The sequence below is a fragment of the Pseudomonas sp. DSV-1 genome (assembly GCF_035830915.1).
In the GTDB taxonomy this organism is placed as follows: domain Bacteria; phylum Pseudomonadota; class Gammaproteobacteria; order Pseudomonadales; family Pseudomonadaceae; genus Aquipseudomonas.
In genome coordinates this window covers 2,684,632-2,701,241 of record NZ_JAYMYG010000001.1, presented here as the reverse complement: position 1 = coordinate 2,701,241, position 16,610 = coordinate 2,684,632, and the positions used below count along the sequence as shown (strand labels likewise).

Below are 16,610 nucleotides of genomic sequence, written 5' to 3'. Positions count from 1 at the left end.
GTTACAAATGAAGCCAATGACGGTGTTTAAAGGGACGCGGGCAGCGCGCTGTAGGTGTTCAGTTCGGCACGGGTCGGCAAACCCTCCATGTCGCCACGGCTCTGTACGGCACGGCTGCCGATCCAGTTGCCCCGTTGTACGGCCTGGGCAAATCCGAGGTTTTCCAGCAAGGCACTGACCACCCCGACGGCAAAGCCATCACCGGCACCGACGGTGTCGATGACGTTGGCCACGGGTACGGCCGGGATAAATTGTTCATCCTGGGCCGTGCGATAGAACGCACCTTTGGCACCCAGTTTGATGATCACTGCTTCCGCGCCCTGGTCGAGGTAGAACGCGGCAATATCAGCCGGGTCGTCGTAGCCGGTCAGTATCCGGCCTTCGCTCAGGCCCGGCAGTACCCAGTCGGCACAGGCGGCGAGGGCGTTGATGTCGCGGATCATCTGTTGCTCGCTGGCCCACAGCGAAGGTCGCAGATTGGGGTCGAACGACACGCTGCTGCCTGCGGCGCGCATCGACTTCATCAAATCGAAGGACAACGCATTGCAGCTCGGCGAGAGCGCAGGGGGGATGCCGGTGGCGTGCAAATGCCTGGCACTGAGCAACTGCGCATTGAGCGCAGAACTGTTCAGGTGACTGGCGGCCGAGCCGCGACGGAAGTATTCGACCTGTGGGTCGCTGCCATCATCGACGCGAGACTTGAGCTGAAAGCCGGTGGGGTTCAGCGGATCGATTTCAACATGCTGGCAGTCCAGGCCTTCGGCTTGCAGCGTGTCGAGTACAAAACGCCCCAGGGAGTCGGCGCCTACGCGGCTCAGCCAGGTGACATTGAAACCCAGCCGGGCAAGGCCGATGGCTACGTTGCTGTCAGCCCCGGCGATGCGCTTGTGGAACTGCCCGACTTGCGCCAGATCACCGGTGTGCTCGGCGACCAGCATGGCCATGGTTTCGCCAAACGACAACACATCAACCTTAGACATGGCTCAGCTCCTGTTGCTTCTGGCTCAAGCGGGCCAGCACGGCAACATGGGCCTGGGTCAGACCGTCGAGATCCGCGCCCTGCAGCGGGTATTCGATGGCACGGGTCAGGCCGTGGGGCATGTGGGTCATCAGGTGTTGCCACTGTTGCAAGTCGATGGCAGTCGGTGGCGTTGCGACCAACTTGCCGTCCGGGCGACGGACCACGCCTTTGCAGTGCAGGTAAGTGACGTAGCGGCCCAGCAGGCGGGCAGCGGTGCTGGCCGACTGGTCCTGCCACTGCCAGTTGCCGATATCGAACGTCATGCTGATGGGCGCTTGCTGCTGCTCAACCTGATCGAAAAAGCGCTGCATGGGTTCAATGCGCCCGCCGTAGGAGGTCTGGTCGTTTTCCACCAGCAGACGCACCGGTTGCTGGTTCAGGCAGGCTGCGAGGTTCTGCATGTCACAGTGTTCAGTGAAATAGCCCAGCGACACCTTCAGCCATTGGGCGCCGAACGCGTGGGCCCGCTTCAGGGTGGCGAGCAGTTGGGTATTGGGACGTGATTGCCCGGCTTCCCACAGTTCCAATGGCGAGGAGAATACGCACTCCAGCCCCAGTTGTTGTACGGACTGGCTAAAGGCGATCGGGTCTTCTGTGGTCAACAGTTCTTCGCGCAGCTCGATGCGGGACACGCCAGCATTGGCCAGCAACTCAATGAAACTGTGTTGTCCGCGCTGGCGAACCAGATCGGCGCCGTAGCTCGACAGGCTGATGGAAACGGGAAATGTCGTCATTGTTATTAATCTCTGAAACCGGTTTCATTTTATTGTGCGTTAAACGGCTGGTCACCGGTTCATGGGTAACCAGCCGCTGAAGTGTCAGGCCGTCAGGGGGTGTGTTGAGCCGCGAATAATCAATTGCGCAGGAAAATCCAGCGCCCGTGGCGGTGACGTGTCACCGCTCAGGCGCTTAAGCAGGCAGTCAAAGGCACTGGCACCGATCTGTTGCGTGGGCTGGGCCAGTGCGGTGATGCCGCTGCCCACCAACGGGAACCATTCCAGGTCATCGAGGGCAATCAACCCTACGTCTTCGAACAACCGGCAGTTCAACTCGCGCAACACCTGGGTGCACGCCAGTGCGGCGAGGCCGTTGGCGCAAAAGATCGCCTTGGGGCCGTGGCCGGTTGTTTGCAGGAAGGTCTGGATGTCGGCGCGAAGGCCCGGGCCGGTCTTGATCACGGCACCGCGAAGGGCAGGGCGTGCGGCCAGTTGCCCGGTAAAACTGCTGATACGCTCGATCCGGGAACTGGTACCGTCAACCGGCTCGCTGACCATCAGCACATCGCGATAACCCTGCTGATCAAGATGCTCCAGCGCCATGCGCACCGCCTCGGGGTTATCGAGGCCCACCAGGTCGGTGTGCAACTGCTCCACTTTGCGGTCGATCAGCACGATGGGCATTTCTTGATGCAACGCTTGCAGCGCGTCAGGGTCATGGCCAAGGGTATTAAGGATCAGGCCTTCGATATTGTAGGCACGCAGAGCTGCCAGGTGCTGGCGCTCCTGCTCGTCATTACGGTCTGTGTTACAGACGACAAGGTTGTAGCCATGCAGGCGGCAGGCGGTTTCGACGCCGTGCATGACTGCAATGGAATAGGGGTTGCGAATATCGGCCACCAGCATCCCGATCAGTCGGGTGCGACCGCGTTTCAGGCCACGGGCCATTTGATTGGGCCGATAGCCCAGATCATTGATTGCCCGCTCGATACGCTCGGCGATGGCTTCGGACAGCAAGGCGCGGTCTTCGCCAATAAAGCGCGACACGCTGGCCTTGGACACTCCGGCCCGCTGGGCAACATCGAGCATGGTCACGCGGGTGCGCTGGGCTGCTGAAAAACTGTTCACGGCCTGAAACCTTTTATTTGAGTTATCGCAGGCGGTTTCGCGGCAAAGCGCTGAAACCGGTTTCATGGAAACTCAAAAGATGGAGAGATGTCAAGGTTTCAGCGGCAAGCTGAAACCTTGCACCTGCTTCTAGACCCTGAACTGACGCAATAACCCATTGAGCTGCACGCTCAATTCCTTGAGGTGGGCACTGGCGGCGCTCGACTGTTCTGCCGCCTGGGCAGTGCCCTGGGACAGTTGGGCGGCCTGGGTCACGTTCTGGTTGATGTCTTCCACCACGTGGGCCTGTTGCAACGTGGCGCTGGCAATGGATGCATTGAGATCGTTGAGATTGTTCAGTGCCTGGCCAATGCTGGTCAGGCTTTGCCCGGCCTGGGTGGCTTGTTCGATGGTCAGTTGAGAGGCCCGGCTGCTCGTGCCGATGACATTGACCGCGGCTTCGGAGTGCTTCTGCAAGCCTTCGATCATGGTCTGGATTTCGGCCGTGGATTTTTGCGTGCGCTGGGCCAGCAGCCGGACCTCGTCGGCCACAACGGCAAAGCCACGCCCTTGCTCGCCTGCGCGGGCCGCTTCGATGGCGGCGTTGAGCGCCAGCAGGTTGGTTTGTTCGGCAATCGAGCGGATCACCTCAAGCACGCTGCCGATTTCGCTGCTTTGCGTGGCCAGGGTCCGGATGACGTCGACTGCCTGATTGATGGTGCCGGACAGTTGGTCGATCTGTTGCAGGCTGCTGTCGATGTTTTGCTGGCCAAGCTCGGCTTGGGACTGGGCGCCGCGCATTTCGCCGGCAGCATGCTCGGCGTTCTTGGCCACCTCTTGCACGGCGTACGTCACTTCGTTGATTGCCGTGGCGACCTGATCCATTTGCAGGGCCTGCTGCTGGCTGCGCTGCTGGGCGTCGGTCGCGTCATTGCCCAGCTCAGTGGAAGACTGCTCAAGTGCCGTGGCGGTGGACTGCAGATGGCTGATCACATTGCGCAGCTTGGCGGTAAAAGCATTGAAATGCTGTGCCAGAAGGGTGACTTCATCCCGGCCGTGGGTATCGAGGCTACGGGTCAGGTCGCTTTCACCGCTGGCAATATTGGCCATGGCCTGCACCGCCTCTTGCAGCGGTCGCACAATGCTGCGGGCAATGAGGGTGACCAGCAGCGCCATGACCAGCGCTATGCCCAGGCCTGCCCAACTGGCTTTCCAGGCCTGGGCGCGGAATTCGGCCTGCATGTCGTCGATGTAGACGCCAGAGCCGATGACCCAGCCCCAAGGCTCGAACAATTGCACATAGGAGGTTTTTTGCACCGGATCTTGCGCGCCGGGTTTTGGCCAGCGGTAGTCAACCATGCCCGCGCCCCTGGTTTTGGCCAGGTGTGCCATTTCGTTAAAAATCCCGAACCCGTCCGGGTCTTTGATGGCGGACAGGTCCTTGCCATCGAGCTTGGGGTTGGTGGGGTGCATGACCATGTACGGGCGCAGGTCGTTGATCCAGAAATAGTCGTCATTGTCGTAGCGCAGTGTGCTGATCACGCTCAGAGCCTGCTGCTGTGCCGCTTCACGGCTCAAGCTGCCGGCCGTCTCCAGGCCGTGGTAGTAGCTGAGCACGCCACTGGCGGCCTGCACCACATGTTGGGTCTTCTGGGCTTTGCCTTCATACAAATCGTCATGTATCTGCTTTAGCATCAATAAGCCCAACGCCAGCAGCATCGCCATTGCAACGATCAGAATCAGCCATAAACGACGGCTGATGGACAACCCGCGCAGGGTATTCATAAATGTTCACTCCTGTTTTTCTTCTTGTGGTGTTTCGCAGAACAACTTTTTTCAGACTTGCCTGTCAGACGAAACCGAAGTCATGTCATAGCAGCGAAAGTAGAACGTGTCTGATAGGATCTCGGCCGAAATTGGCAAAGCTTCATCTTTATTGATTTCTGACAGTTTTTTCACACCGTTCTGGGGAACATGTCGCACCTGTAACCCACTTCAGGGCAGCGGTGGCAAACACTTAATCAAGACTAATCAGCTCTGCATGAGGCAGGGCTTTATGGGGGAATAATGGATCTTTGGACTGCCGCTCAGGCGTTGATACTTGGCGTCGTTGAGGGCTTGACGGAGTTTTTGCCGATCTCAAGCACCGGTCACCAGATTATCGTGGCCGACTTGCTGAACTTCGGCGGCGAGCGGGCGATGGCGTTCAACATCATCATCCAGCTGGGCGCCATTTTGGCTGTTGTCTGGGAATTTCGTCGCAAGATCATCGACGTTGTCATCGGTTTGCCCACTAAACCAGAGGCGCGCCGTTTTACCACTAACCTGATCATCGCGGTGATGCCTGCTGTGGTGCTGGGAGTGATTTTTGCCGATGTGATTCACGAGTACCTGTTCAACCCGATTACCGTTGCCACGGCACTGGTGGTGGGTGGTGTCATCATGTTGTGGGCTGAGCGTCGCCAACACGTGATTCGTGCCGAAACAGTGGACGACATGACCTGGAAAGACGCGGTGAAAATCGGCTTTGCGCAATGTCTGGCGATGATTCCAGGCACTTCGCGCTCGGGCTCGACCATTATCGGCGGCCTGCTGTTTGGCTTGTCCCGCAAGGCGGCGACCGAGTTTTCATTCTTCCTGGCCATGCCAACCATGGTCGGTGCGGCGGTGTACTCGGGCTACAAGTACCGTCATCTGTTCCAGCCTGACGACTTGCCAGTGTTCGCGATTGGTTTTGTGACCTCGTTTATCTTCGCCATGATCGCGGTACGGGCATTGCTGAAGTTCATTTCGAACCACAGTTATGCCGTGTTCGCCTGGTATCGCATCGGGTTTGGCTTGCTGATTCTGGCCACCTGGCAGTTCGGCTGGATCGACTGGTCTGCGGCTTCGGCGTGAAAACCAAGGTCAAGGACCGGCGCGAGCATGCCGGTATGCGTGAGCGCCAGGGGGCGCCGATTCGCGGCTTGAAACTCAAGCTGGCGATATTGGCGCTGCTCTGTGCATTGCCACTGGGCGGTTCGGTGAATGTACTGCTCACCGGGGGCCGCCGGTTGCCCTTGCTGGCCTATGCAGTTGCCAGCGTTCTTGCGTTTGGCCTGTATTGGTACGACAAGCAGCAGGCCAGGACTGGCCAGTGGCGCACCCCGGAAAATGTGCTGCACGGGGTTGAGCTACTGGGCGGATGGCCGGGAGCCTTGGTGGCGCAACAGGTGTTTCGCCACAAAACCCGCAAGGTGTCTTACCAGGTGTTTTTCTGGCTGATCGTGGCTTTGCACCAGGTGATCTGGATTGACATTCTGTTCGTGAAAATGACCTTTGCGAACCTGTAGCGATTAAAGCAATAAGCCGATCTGACGTTTTTTTGCCAGCTTGGCGACCACCAGTTGATGGGATCGTCGCAACAGGTCTTGCAGTTCTGCAGCGCCCATCGGGTAGGGCGCTTGCATGTTGATCCAGAACGCCCGCGCCAGATACGGCGACGGGTGTATGCCCGGACGATCGACATAGCCCAGAAACAATTCTTTCTCGACCTTGAACGAGAGCCCGTCGCGGTTGAGGTTGAGCAGGGCGAACATCTTCCTCTGGTCGACATAAAACACCTGAACGCCTCCCCATTGCACCACTTCCTTGACGCCCGGCAGGCTGCGACAGAATTGGGCTACGTCATGCTGGGTCATCTGGCTCATAGCAGTTTGTCTCCACACCTTTCGAATGATTCGACCAAATGGTCGATCCAGGCCCTGACGGCAGGCATCACCCCGCGTCTGTGGGGGTAAACCGCATGCAGCCAGCCCCCTGGCAGGGTCCATGAGGGCAGGATTTGAACCAGCTGCCCGTCCAGCAGTTCCTGTTCGCAATACATCATGGGCAGTACGGTAAAGCCCAGGCCGGCCAGGGTGCAGGCTTTGCGCACGACAAAATCATCAATGCCCAGGCGCGCTTCCAGTACCAGGTTGCTGGCCTTGCCCTGTTCGTCGAGCATGCGCAGATGAACCATGCGATCAGGTTCAAGGGCACCCAGCAGCGGCACGTTTTTCAAGTCTTCCGGGGTATTGACCGGCCACTGGCGGGCAAATCCGGGGCTGGCCACCATCACGGTGCGGGCCTGGCGCAAACGCCGCGTGACCAGTAACGGGTCTTCATCGCCTTCTTCACGCACGCGCAAGGCGACATCAATGCCTTCAGTGACCAGATCGACGCGACGGTTGAGCAGGCTGACTTCCAGCTGCACAAGCGGGTAGGCCTGCAGAAACGAACTGATCACGCCGGGCATGAACTCGTGAGCCAGGCCCACAGGGCACGATACGCGCAGGCGGCCTCGCGGCTCGCTGGACATGCTGGCCACTGCCTCGTCGGCCATTTCGGCCTCAAGCAACATGGCCTGGCAGTGACGCAGGTAGCGCTCACCCACGGCCGTGAGCTTGAGTTGGCGGGTAGTACGCTGCAGCAGGCGGGCGCCAAGGCGCTCTTCAAGCTCGGCCACCCGGCGCGACAGGCGCGACTTCGGAATCCCCAGCAATCGACCCGCAGCGGCAAAGCCACCGGCTTCGACCACCTTGGCGAAGTAATACAAGTCATTGAGGTCTTGCATGACGGGCTCACTGTCCTATGGATGGGACGAACTATCGCACGATGGCTAACTTATCGTCGATTACTTTCATCGGTAGCATCTACTTCATCAGATCGCCCAGTAGCGGTCCTCATTTGGAGATCACACATGAAACTGTTGCATATCGATTCGAGCATTCTGGGCGACAACTCGGCTTCGCGTCAGTTGAGCCGTGAAGTGGTCAAGGCCTGGCAGGCTGCCGACCCGGCCGTTGAGGTGAGCTATCGCGATCTGGCTGCAGAGGCCATTGAACATTTCTCGGCCGCAACCCTGGTGGCGGCGGGCACACCGGCTGAGCTACGTGATGCGGCACAGAAACATGAAGCCCAATTGAGTGCCGATACCCTTGCGCAGTTCCTGGCCGCTGACGCGGTAGTGATTGCGGCGCCGATGTACAACTTCACCATTCCTACCCAGCTCAAGGCCTGGATCGACCGCATTGCCGTTGCCGGTCAGACCTTCCGTTACACCGAAGCTGGCCCGGAAGGCCTGTGCGGCAATAAAAAGGTGATCGTGGTGTCGACCTCGGGCGGTCTGCATGTTGGGCAGGCCACGGGCGTTGCCCATGAAGACTATTTGAAAGTGATGCTGGGCTTCATGGGCATCACCGATGTCGAGTTTGTTCGCGCTCACGGCCTGGCCTATGGCGACGAAGTTCGCACCAAGGCCATGAACGATGCCCAGGCGCACATTAACCAGGATCTGTTCAGCGCAGCGTAAGTAATCTGGACGGTTTCACCGACTAAACTCTGTACTCTGGATGTCTTCAAAGACCGGAGTACGGAGTTTTTTGCGTTTGGCTTGGGTTATGCAGAGCGTGTGGATAGACGTCCTGCATGTCCGGTTTCAAGCTACGCGCCATTAAAGGTGAGCCTCCATGATACGTCTCAATGCGGCACTGGTTTTACTCCTGGCATGTTGCCCCGTCCTGGTGCAGGCCGAACCTGCCATGCAATGGGGCGTGGGCTTTCATCGCTTGAGTTTTCTCGACCCTCTGGACGATCAGCCCATGCGCGCTATCGCCTTTTATCCGTCCAATGAAGCCCGGGGGCTGACCAGAATGGGCGGTTATGAAGTCGATGCGACTGAAGAAGCCAAAATTGCCATGGGCCATTACCCGCTGTTGATGTTGTCCTATGGCAACACCGGAACCCCGCTGGCCCTGCACGATCTGGCCACGTCATTGGCGCGCAAGGGGTTTGTGGTGGTGGCGGTGTTGCACCCGGGAGACAACTACAAAGACCACAGTCGCCTGGGTACCCTGAGCAACCTCTACGGACGGCCGATGCAGATATCGGCCGCCATCACTGCCACGCTGGCGGATCGCGAGCTGTCACCGTACGTGCATGACGATCAGGTGGGGGTCATCGGTTATTCGGCAGGCGGCGAAACGGCGTTGATTCTTTCCGGAGCCCAGCCTGATCTGGATCGCTTGCGCCGCTATTGCCAGGAGCGACCTGAGGACCGTGATGCCTGTACGACAAAAGGCGAGCTGATCGCCGATCGTGATGACCTTGTTCCCGTTGCCGATCCTCGGGTTCATGCACTGCTGCTGATGGCCCCCTTGAGCCTGATGTTTGGCCGGCAAACCCTGGCCGATGTGCATGTACCGGTGCTGCTGTACAGCGGCGACAACGACAAGCTGGTGTTCCCGGACAAAAATGCCGACGCCCTTGCGCGCAAGCTGCCAGTGGAGCCTGAGTTCAAGGTGATTCCTGGTGCCGGGCATTTCGTGTTCATGGCGCCTTGCACCGACGAGCAAATGGGCGCAATGCCCGGTCTATGCACCGACGCGCAGGGGGTCGACCGCGAGGATGTGCACCGTGATCTGATTTATGAGGCGGGACGGTTTTTCAGCAAGACCCTGCAAGTCCGCCAGCGCACGGGGTTTCGCACTGCCGACCACTGATCTAGGATCTAGCCGTTTGCGCGACGCGACAGGGTCACGCTCAGCAGCAAACCCACGCAGCACATGACTGCGGCGCTGAAGAAAATCCACGGGTACCCCATGTTCAATGCGATGGCGCCCATGATCGGGCCCGCGATGGCGAGGGCCAGATCGAAAAACACCGCATAGGCACTCAACCCCGCGCCCCGGCTGGAGACCGGCACCCGCTTGACCGCCTCCACACCCAGCGCCGGGTACACCAGCGACAGGCCAAAACCGGTCAGGCCAGCGCCTGTCAGGGCATATGCCTCGGAGGGTGCCAGCCACAATAATGTCAGACCGACCGTTTCGATCGTCATGCAGACGATCGCCACGGTGTAGCCGCCAAAGCGGCTGATGCTGTTGGTGAAAATCAGGCGCGCAAGGATAAAGCACACGCCGAACACCGACAGGCAATAAGCGGCTCCGACCCAGCCGCGGTCGATGTAAAACAAGGTAATGAAGGTGGTCAGGGTGCCATAGCCAATGGAGGCCAGGGTCAGGCTGATACCATACGGCGCGATCAGGCCGAACACCGACCAAAAGGGCAGGCGCACGCCGCTGATCACCGGAATCGAAGGTTTTTTACGAATAAGCAGCAGGGCGAACAGTGCCAGCAGTAACAGCGTCACCCCCAGGCTGAAAAACCCCAGCTGGTCGATCATCACGACACCCAGCGGGGCACCGATGGCGATGGCACCATAGGACGCAATGCCGTTCCAGCCAATCGCCCGGGCGGTGTGTTGCGACCCGACCTGAGCGATCCCCCAACTGATCGTGCCGACGCCGATCAAGCCTTGGGCAATGCCCAGGAAAATCCGTCCGGCGATCAAAATGCACAGGCTAAGCAGTGGCCAGCCTTGCAGTGCGACGGCCAGGGAGGTGAGTACGCCGCTGATGGCAATCCCGATCAGGCCGTACACGATGGCGGGCTTGGTGCCGAGGCTGTCCACCAGGCGTCCGGCGAAAGGACGGCTGAGCAAGGTTGCCAGGTATTGCGAAGCAATGGTCAGGCCTGCGATTACGGCACTGAAACCCAGTTGGTCGTGGACATAGCCGGGCAATACGGCTATCGGCAAGCCGATGCAAATAAACGCGATGAAGGTGTAGAACACGATCGAAAGGATTTGCAGCGTGACCGACAGGGAACTCTCGACGTGGGGTTGTTGCGCAGGCATAGACGGTGAATCCGGCTGACGGTCATAGACCCGCATCATGGCTCGGCTTCAGAAGAAATGAAAGCAGGCTAACTATATTATCAGGAAGCAAAAAGCCAATGCCCCGACACGTCGGGGCATTGGCTAAAGCGTGAAACACACATTACCTGTCAATCAGGCTTCAGTTCCAGGGACGATCGCCGTTCTCATCCTTGATACGAGTCGGCAGGCCCATCACGTCCAGCGCCTTGAGGAACGGCTCTGCTGGCAGTTCTTCGACGTTGACCATGCGTTTTACGTCCCACTCGCCGCGAGCGACCAGCAAGGCTGCTGCTACCGGAGGTACACCGGCGGTATAGGAAATGCCCTGGCTGTCAGTCTCGGCAAAGGCGTCCTCGTGGTCGGCGACGTTGTAGATGAACACCTCGCGCGGCTGACCATCCTTGGTGCCCTTGACCAGATCACCGATGCAGGTCTTGCCCGTGTAGCCGGGAGCAAGCGAGCTCGGATCAGGCAGCACGGCCTTGACCAGTTTGAGTGGCACGACTTCCAGGCCTTCAGCGGTCTTGACCGGCTGTTCGGAGAGAAGGCCCAGGTTCTTGAGCACCGTGAACACATTGATGTAGTGCTCGCCGAAACTCATCCAGAAACGCACGTTTGGCACGTCGAGGTTCTTCGACAGGGAATGAACCTCGTCATGACCGGTCAGGTACAGGTTCTGCTCGCCCACGACCGGCAGATCGTCGGTACGCTTGACTTCGAACATGCTATTGCTGGTCCACTGGCTGTTCTGCCAGCTCCAGACCTGCCCGGTGAACTCGCGGAAGTTGATTTCCGGGTCGAAGTTGGTGGCGAAATACTTGCCGTGGGAACCGGCATTGACGTCGAGAATATCGATCGAATCAATGCGGTCGAAATACTGTTGCTGCGCCAGAGCTGCATAAGCGTTGACCACACCCGGGTCGAAGCCTACGCCGAGGATGGCGGTGATGTTTTTCGCTTTGCACTCCTCGATGTGGTTCCACTCGTAGTTGCCATACCAGGGCGGCGTTTCGCAGACCTTGCCCGGCTCTTCGTGAATGGCGGTGTCGAGATAGGCCACGCCGGTATCGATGCAGGCACGCAGCACCGACATGTTGAGGAAGGCAGAGCCGACGTTGATGACGATCTGCGATTCGGTTTCCAGAATCAGCGCCTTGGTCGCTTCGACATCCAGAGCGTTCAGCGAGAAGGCTTTGATGTCGGCGGGCTGCTTGAGGCTACCCTTGGCGATGACGCTGTCGATGATGGCCTGGCATTTGGAGATGTTGCGCGACGCGATAGCGATACGACCAAGTTCATCGTTGTGCTGCGCGCACTTGTGGGCCACCACCTTGGCGACACCTCCTGCACCAATGATAAGAACGTTTTTCTTCAATTTGTTTAAATCTCCCTTCTGCCAGATTACGAGAGGCTGGACAGGTAGTCGTTGAAATCAAACTCGCGAACCACTTCGACTGTACCGTCGAGTTGTTTCACTACGATGGACGGCATTTTCAGACCGTTGAACCAATTTTTCTTGACCATGGTGTAACCCGCTGCGTCGATAAACGACAGCCGATCGCCGATGGCCAGCGGACGATCAAATGGATACTCGCCGAAAATGTCTCCGGCCAGGCATGACTTGCCGCACACCATATAGGTGTGTTCACCCTCGCTTGGGGCCAGCTTGGCGTTCAGGCGATAGATCAGCAGATCGAGCATGTGGGCTTCGATGGAGCTGTCTACGACCGCCAGGTGCTTGCCGTTGTAGAGTGTGTCGAGCACGGTCACTTCCAGCGAGGCGCTCTGGGTGATGGCAGCTTCACCAGGTTCCAGATAGACCTGCACGCCGTACTTTTGCGAGAAGGCCTTGAGGCGCGCGCAGAAAGCATCCAGTGCATAGTCGTCACCGGTGAAGTGGATACCGCCACCCAGGCTGACCCATTCAACCTTGTGCAGCAGATCGCCGAAGCGTTCTTCGATGGTGCACAGCATCTTGTCGAACAGGCCGAAGTCACCGTTCTCGCAGTTGTTGTGGAACATGAAGCCCGAGATCTGGTCGATGACCTGCTCGATCTTCACCGGGTCCCATTCGCCCAGGCGGCTGAACGGACGAGCGGGGTCGGCCAACAGGTAGTCGGAGCTGCTCACCTGCGGGTTGACCCGCAGACCGCGCACTTTGCCGGCAGAGGCCTGGGCATAGCGCTGCAACTGGCCGATGGAGTTGAAGATGATCTTGTCGCTGTTCTCGAGCATCTCTTCGATTTCGTCGTCGGCCCAGGCCACGCTGTAGGCGTGGGTCTCGCCGGCGAACTTCTGTCGACCGAGCTTGAGTTCATACAGCGACGACGACGTGGTGCCGTCCATGTACTGCTGCATCAGGTCGAACACCGACCAGGTGGCGAAGCACTTGAGTGCCAGCAGGGCCTTGGCCCCGGACTGCTCGCGTACGTAGGCGATCTTCTGCATGTTCGCCAGCAGCTTTTGTTTATCAATCAGGTAGTACGGTGTTTTGATCATTTCGAGGCGCCTGCGGCATGGCCAGCCAAAAAAGGATGCGCATTGTGCCTTCACTGACCGCAGATCGAAAGAGCAGAACGCCAAGTTTGATCGGCGTGAGGAGCGTAACGCCCGGCCCGCAGCGAAGATAATGCAATAAACATCGTACTCATGGCGCATGTGCTGGCTCGATTGGCGCCCGTTCATCGCCATGAAAAATTGCACGTTTCCATCGCGCTCGAACGCTGGAGCGCACCAGTTAGAGGCAAAACTGTCGCTGCTCAGTGATTGTTGTGCCTTAAAACTGTGTTGTTACAAGGCCCATCCCGGTCTGGCACAAAGACTGCAAGTCCTGATTCAGGTCCACCGGCGAGGCATTAGAGTGGACAGCCCCCTCGGTCAACGACGATCGACAGGCCGCACAGGTCATGGGCAACAGCGGTGGGTCAGGCGAAGCAGCCCGATTTAACCCCGCATAAGAACAGGCAAAGACGCCTGGAACCGTAAGGTTTCAGGCGTTTTTTTTTGCTTTTTAATAACTGTGATGGGCTTTGGCGGGTGCTTTATATGAACTCCAATGTTGCCGTGTTGAACAACGTGAAAACCCTGGTCGTAGTGGGCAATGGCATGGTCGGACATCATTGTGTCGAGCAGTTGATCGCGCGTGGCGCGCTGGATCACTACCGACTGCATGTGTTCAGCGAGGAGCCCATGCGGGCCTATGACCGGGTGCACCTTTCTGAATACTTCACCGGTCGCGATGCCGAGTCGCTGGCACTGTCAGAGGCGTCGCTCTACCAGACGCCCGGTGTCACGTTGCACTTGGGTGTCCCCGTACTGGAAATCGATCGCGCCCGGTGTGAGGTGATCACTGCGCAAGGCAGCGTGCCGTACGACAAATTGGTGCTGGCCACCGGGTCTTATCCCTTTGTGCCGCCGATTGAAGGGGCGGAGGGGGATTCACGCCTGGTGTATCGAACCCTTGAAGACCTCGACGCCATACGGGCTGCGGCAATCAATGCCCGACGTGGCGTGGTGGTGGGCGGTGGTTTGCTGGGCCTTGAGGCGGCCAACGCGCTCAAAAGCCTGGGCCTGGAAGCCCATGTTGTCGAATTCGCACCGCGCCTGATGCCGGTGCAACTGGATGACTTCGGTGGCCTGGCACTCAAGACGCAAATCGAACGGCTGGGGGTCGGCGTCCACCTGTCGCGCGCCACCCAGTCGATCAGCGCTGGCGAGCAGTATCGCTATCGCATGAACTTCGCCAATGACGAGTTCCTTGAAACCGACCTGATTGTCTTCTCGGCCGGTATCCGCGCCCAGGATGGCCTGGCCCGTCAGGCAGCTTTGGAGATAGGCCCGCGCGGCGGTGTGGTGATCAACGACGAATGCTTGAGCAGCGATCCGAACATCTATGCCATCGGCGAGTGCGCTTCCTGGAACGGCAGTGTGTTCGGCCTGGTTGCGCCGGGTTACCAGATGGCCCGGGGGGTGGCGGCCGTGTTGTGTGATCAGGCCGCTGAGCCGTTTATCGGCGCGGACATGTCGACCAAACTCAAACTGCTGGGCGTAGACGTCGGTTCCATTGGCGACGCCCACGGCCATATGCCGGGTTCGCGCAGCTATCAGTTTATCGACGAGGCCACGGCCAGTTATCGGCGCCTGGTGGTCGACGCCACGGGCAAGCATGTGATCGGTGCCGTACTGGTCGGCGACAACAGCTACTACGACACCTTGCTGCAATACATGCAAAACAGCATTGCCTTGCCAGCGGAACCTGCCAGCCTGATCTTGCCGTCGTCCACCGGTGCACCCACCCTGGGGCCGGGTTCACTGCCGGAATCGGCGACGGTCTGTTCTTGCCACAACGTCACCAAAGGCGCCATCTGTTCGGCCATTGACGGCGGCTGCGGCGACCTCGGCATGCTCAAGGCGCAGACCAAGGCCTGTACTGGCTGCGGTGGTTGCGCCGGTTTACTCAAGCAAGTATTCGAGCACGAGCTGATTGCCCGGGGTGTGGCTGTCGACAAGAGCCTGTGCGAACACTTCGCCTATACCCGTCAGGAACTTTACGCTCTGGTTCGCGTAGAAGGCGTGACCACCTTTGAAGAGTTGCTGGCCAGCCATGGCCGTGGCCACACCGGTTGCGATGTCTGCAAGCCGGCCGTGGGGTCGATACTCGCGTCGTGCTGGAACCAGCCGATCATGGATGCCTCGCTGGTGCCGCTGCAGGACACCAATGACACGTTCATGGCCAATATGCAGAAAAACGGCACTTACTCCGTAGTACCGCGCATCCCCGGTGGCGAGATCACGGCCGACAAGCTGATCGCAATTGGCGAGGTGGCGAAGAAGTACGACCTGTACACCAAAATCACCGGTGGCCAGCGTATCGATCTGTTTGGCGCCCAGTTGCATGAGTTGCCGGACATCTGGAGTGAGCTGATCGAGGCCGGTTTTGAAACAGGACACGCCTACGGTAAATCGACCCGCACGGTTAAATCCTGTGTCGGCAGTACCTGGTGCCGCTACGGTGTACAAGACAGCGTGAAAATGGCCCTGTTGATCGAAGATCGCTACAAGGGACTGCGCTCGCCGCACAAGCTCAAGTTCGCCGTCTCCGGATGCACCCGCGAGTGCGCCGAAGCGCAAAGCAAAGATGTTGGCGTGATCGCTACCGAAAAAGGCTGGAACCTGTATATCGCCGGTAACGGCGGCATGCGTCCTCGTCACGCCGAACTGTTCGCCACCGATCTGGATGACGACACGCTGATTCGCTACATCGACCGCTTCCTGATGTTCTACATCCGCACGGCTGACAAGCTGCAACGCACTTCGGTGTGGCGCGAAAGCCTGGAGGGTGGCCTGGACTACCTCAAAGCCGTGATCCTCGACGACAGTCTGGGCCTGGGTGCCGAACTTGAGTCCCAGATGCAGCTGGTGGTCGATCGCTATGAATGCGAATGGGCCAACACCCTCAAAGACCCTGAAAAGCTCAAGCGCTTTCGCACCTTCGTCAACGACAAGCGTGCAGACCCCGATATCCATTTTGTCCAGGAGCGCGGCCAGCGTCGTCCGATCATGGCTGCCGAACTTAACCTTATTCCTGTTATCGAGGAGATTGCGTGATGAGCCAGTCCAATACCCGGCAAAACCTGGCCACCTGGAAAACGGTGTGCAATGAGCAAGACCTGGTGACCAACTCCGGGGTGGTGGTCTGGTTTGAAGGGGCGCAGGTGGCGCTTTTTTACCTGCCTCAACACGAGGGCAAATCCCTCTACGCCATTGACAACCATGACCCGCAATCCGGGGCTAATGTCATCGGCCGCGGTCTGATTGGCACGATCAAGGGTGAGCTGGTGGTGGCGTCGCCGATCTACAAACAGCATTACCGACTGGAGGACGGCCATTGCCTGGAGTCGCCGCAACAGCGCTTGCGTGTGTGGCCCGCACGCTTGAGCGATGGCCAAGTGGAGCTTTGCGTGGGTTGATAGTGCGGGGGGCAGGCCTGGCGTGTCACAGGGTCCACCAGGTGCGGTATTTTCAGGTG

General features: G+C 58.9%; 15 protein-coding genes and 1 pseudogene. 6 read left to right on the top strand and 10 right to left on the bottom strand.

Annotation, left to right across the window (positions count from 1 at the left end; genetic code table 11):
* Positions 1-26 precede the first annotated feature (26 nt).
* From VSQ83_RS12595 to VSQ83_RS26765, 5 genes and pseudogenes are all read right to left on the bottom strand, one after another.
* Complete coding sequence (locus tag VSQ83_RS12595) at positions 27-980, bottom strand: sugar kinase (RefSeq protein WP_133078029.1); 954 nt, start codon at positions 978-980, stop codon at positions 27-29.
* The gene (locus VSQ83_RS12590; RefSeq protein ID WP_219261841.1) at positions 973-1,755 is read right to left on the bottom strand and encodes a sugar phosphate isomerase/epimerase family protein; all 783 of its coding nucleotides are present in this window, start codon (positions 1,753-1,755) and stop codon (positions 973-975) included. The genes VSQ83_RS12595 and VSQ83_RS12590 overlap by 8 nt, the downstream gene beginning before the upstream one ends.
* 84 nt (positions 1,756-1,839) lie before the next feature.
* A complete protein-coding gene (locus VSQ83_RS12585) occupies positions 1,840-2,865 on the bottom strand; it encodes a LacI family DNA-binding transcriptional regulator (RefSeq protein ID WP_133078031.1) in 1,026 nt (341 codons plus the stop codon).
* A 129-nt stretch (positions 2,866-2,994) separates the two neighbouring features.
* A complete protein-coding gene (locus VSQ83_RS26770; RefSeq protein WP_442800251.1) occupies positions 2,995-3,729 on the bottom strand; it encodes a methyl-accepting chemotaxis protein in 735 nt (244 codons plus the stop codon).
* A gap of 123 nt (positions 3,730-3,852) precedes the next feature.
* A pseudogene (locus VSQ83_RS26765) lies at positions 3,853-4,539 on the bottom strand (cache domain-containing protein); the annotation flags it as partial.
* Between the two features lie 372 nt (positions 4,540-4,911).
* Here VSQ83_RS26765 and VSQ83_RS12575 point away from each other — a divergent pair.
* Positions 4,912-5,742 carry an undecaprenyl-diphosphate phosphatase gene (locus VSQ83_RS12575; protein ID WP_133078033.1) on the top strand — a complete coding sequence of 277 codons (831 nt, stop codon included), beginning with the start codon at positions 4,912-4,914 and terminating at the stop codon, positions 5,740-5,742.
* Between the two features lie 35 nt (positions 5,743-5,777).
* Positions 5,778-6,176, top strand: coding sequence for a DUF1294 domain-containing protein (locus tag VSQ83_RS12570; protein WP_326427715.1), 399 nt, complete (start codon positions 5,778-5,780; stop codon positions 6,174-6,176).
* Between the two features lie 3 nt (positions 6,177-6,179).
* Here the strand turns inward: VSQ83_RS12570 and VSQ83_RS12565 are convergent, their stop codons facing one another.
* Positions 6,180-6,524 carry an MmcQ/YjbR family DNA-binding protein gene (locus tag VSQ83_RS12565; RefSeq protein ID WP_133078101.1) on the bottom strand — a complete coding sequence of 115 codons (345 nt, stop codon included), beginning with the start codon at positions 6,522-6,524 and terminating at the stop codon, positions 6,180-6,182.
* Between the two features lie 5 nt (positions 6,525-6,529).
* Positions 6,530-7,438, bottom strand: coding sequence for a LysR substrate-binding domain-containing protein (locus VSQ83_RS12560; RefSeq protein WP_133078034.1), 909 nt, complete (start codon positions 7,436-7,438; stop codon positions 6,530-6,532).
* Positions 7,439-7,564: 126 nt separating this feature from the next.
* Here VSQ83_RS12560 and VSQ83_RS12555 point away from each other — a divergent pair, with 126 nt between their 5' ends.
* The gene (locus VSQ83_RS12555) at positions 7,565-8,176 is read left to right on the top strand and encodes an FMN-dependent NADH-azoreductase (protein WP_326426921.1); all 612 of its coding nucleotides are present in this window, start codon (positions 7,565-7,567) and stop codon (positions 8,174-8,176) included.
* Positions 8,177-8,333: 157 nt separating this feature from the next.
* Positions 8,334-9,365, top strand: coding sequence for an alpha/beta hydrolase family protein (locus tag VSQ83_RS12550; RefSeq protein ID WP_326426920.1), 1,032 nt, complete (start codon positions 8,334-8,336; stop codon positions 9,363-9,365).
* 8 nt (positions 9,366-9,373) lie between these two features.
* Here VSQ83_RS12550 and VSQ83_RS12545 read toward each other — a convergent pair whose 3' ends face one another.
* The 3 genes from VSQ83_RS12545 to VSQ83_RS12535 all read right to left on the bottom strand — a co-directional run bounded on the left by VSQ83_RS12545 (position 9,374) and on the right by VSQ83_RS12535 (position 13,081).
* Positions 9,374-10,561: an MFS transporter gene (locus VSQ83_RS12545; protein WP_326427714.1), complete on the bottom strand. Its 1,188-nt coding sequence runs from the start codon at positions 10,559-10,561 to the stop codon at positions 9,374-9,376.
* A gap of 160 nt (positions 10,562-10,721) precedes the next feature.
* Positions 10,722-11,957, bottom strand: coding sequence for a saccharopine dehydrogenase family protein (locus VSQ83_RS12540; RefSeq protein WP_133078037.1), 1,236 nt, complete (start codon positions 11,955-11,957; stop codon positions 10,722-10,724).
* A 26-nt stretch (positions 11,958-11,983) separates the two neighbouring features.
* Complete coding sequence (locus VSQ83_RS12535) at positions 11,984-13,081, bottom strand: carboxynorspermidine decarboxylase (RefSeq protein ID WP_133078038.1); 1,098 nt, start codon at positions 13,079-13,081, stop codon at positions 11,984-11,986.
* 546 nt (positions 13,082-13,627) lie between these two features.
* On the opposite strand from VSQ83_RS12535, the gene nirB reads away from it, so the two are divergent.
* Both nirB and nirD read left to right on the top strand, forming a co-directional pair.
* The gene (gene nirB, locus VSQ83_RS12530; protein ID WP_326426919.1) at positions 13,628-16,189 is read left to right on the top strand and encodes a nitrite reductase large subunit NirB; all 2,562 of its coding nucleotides are present in this window, start codon (positions 13,628-13,630) and stop codon (positions 16,187-16,189) included.
* On the top strand, positions 16,189-16,551 hold the full coding sequence (gene nirD / locus VSQ83_RS12525) for a nitrite reductase small subunit NirD (protein WP_133078040.1): 363 nt from the start codon (positions 16,189-16,191) through the stop codon (positions 16,549-16,551). The genes nirB and nirD overlap by 1 nt, the downstream gene beginning before the upstream one ends.
* The last annotated feature ends 59 nt before the right edge of the window (positions 16,552-16,610 follow it).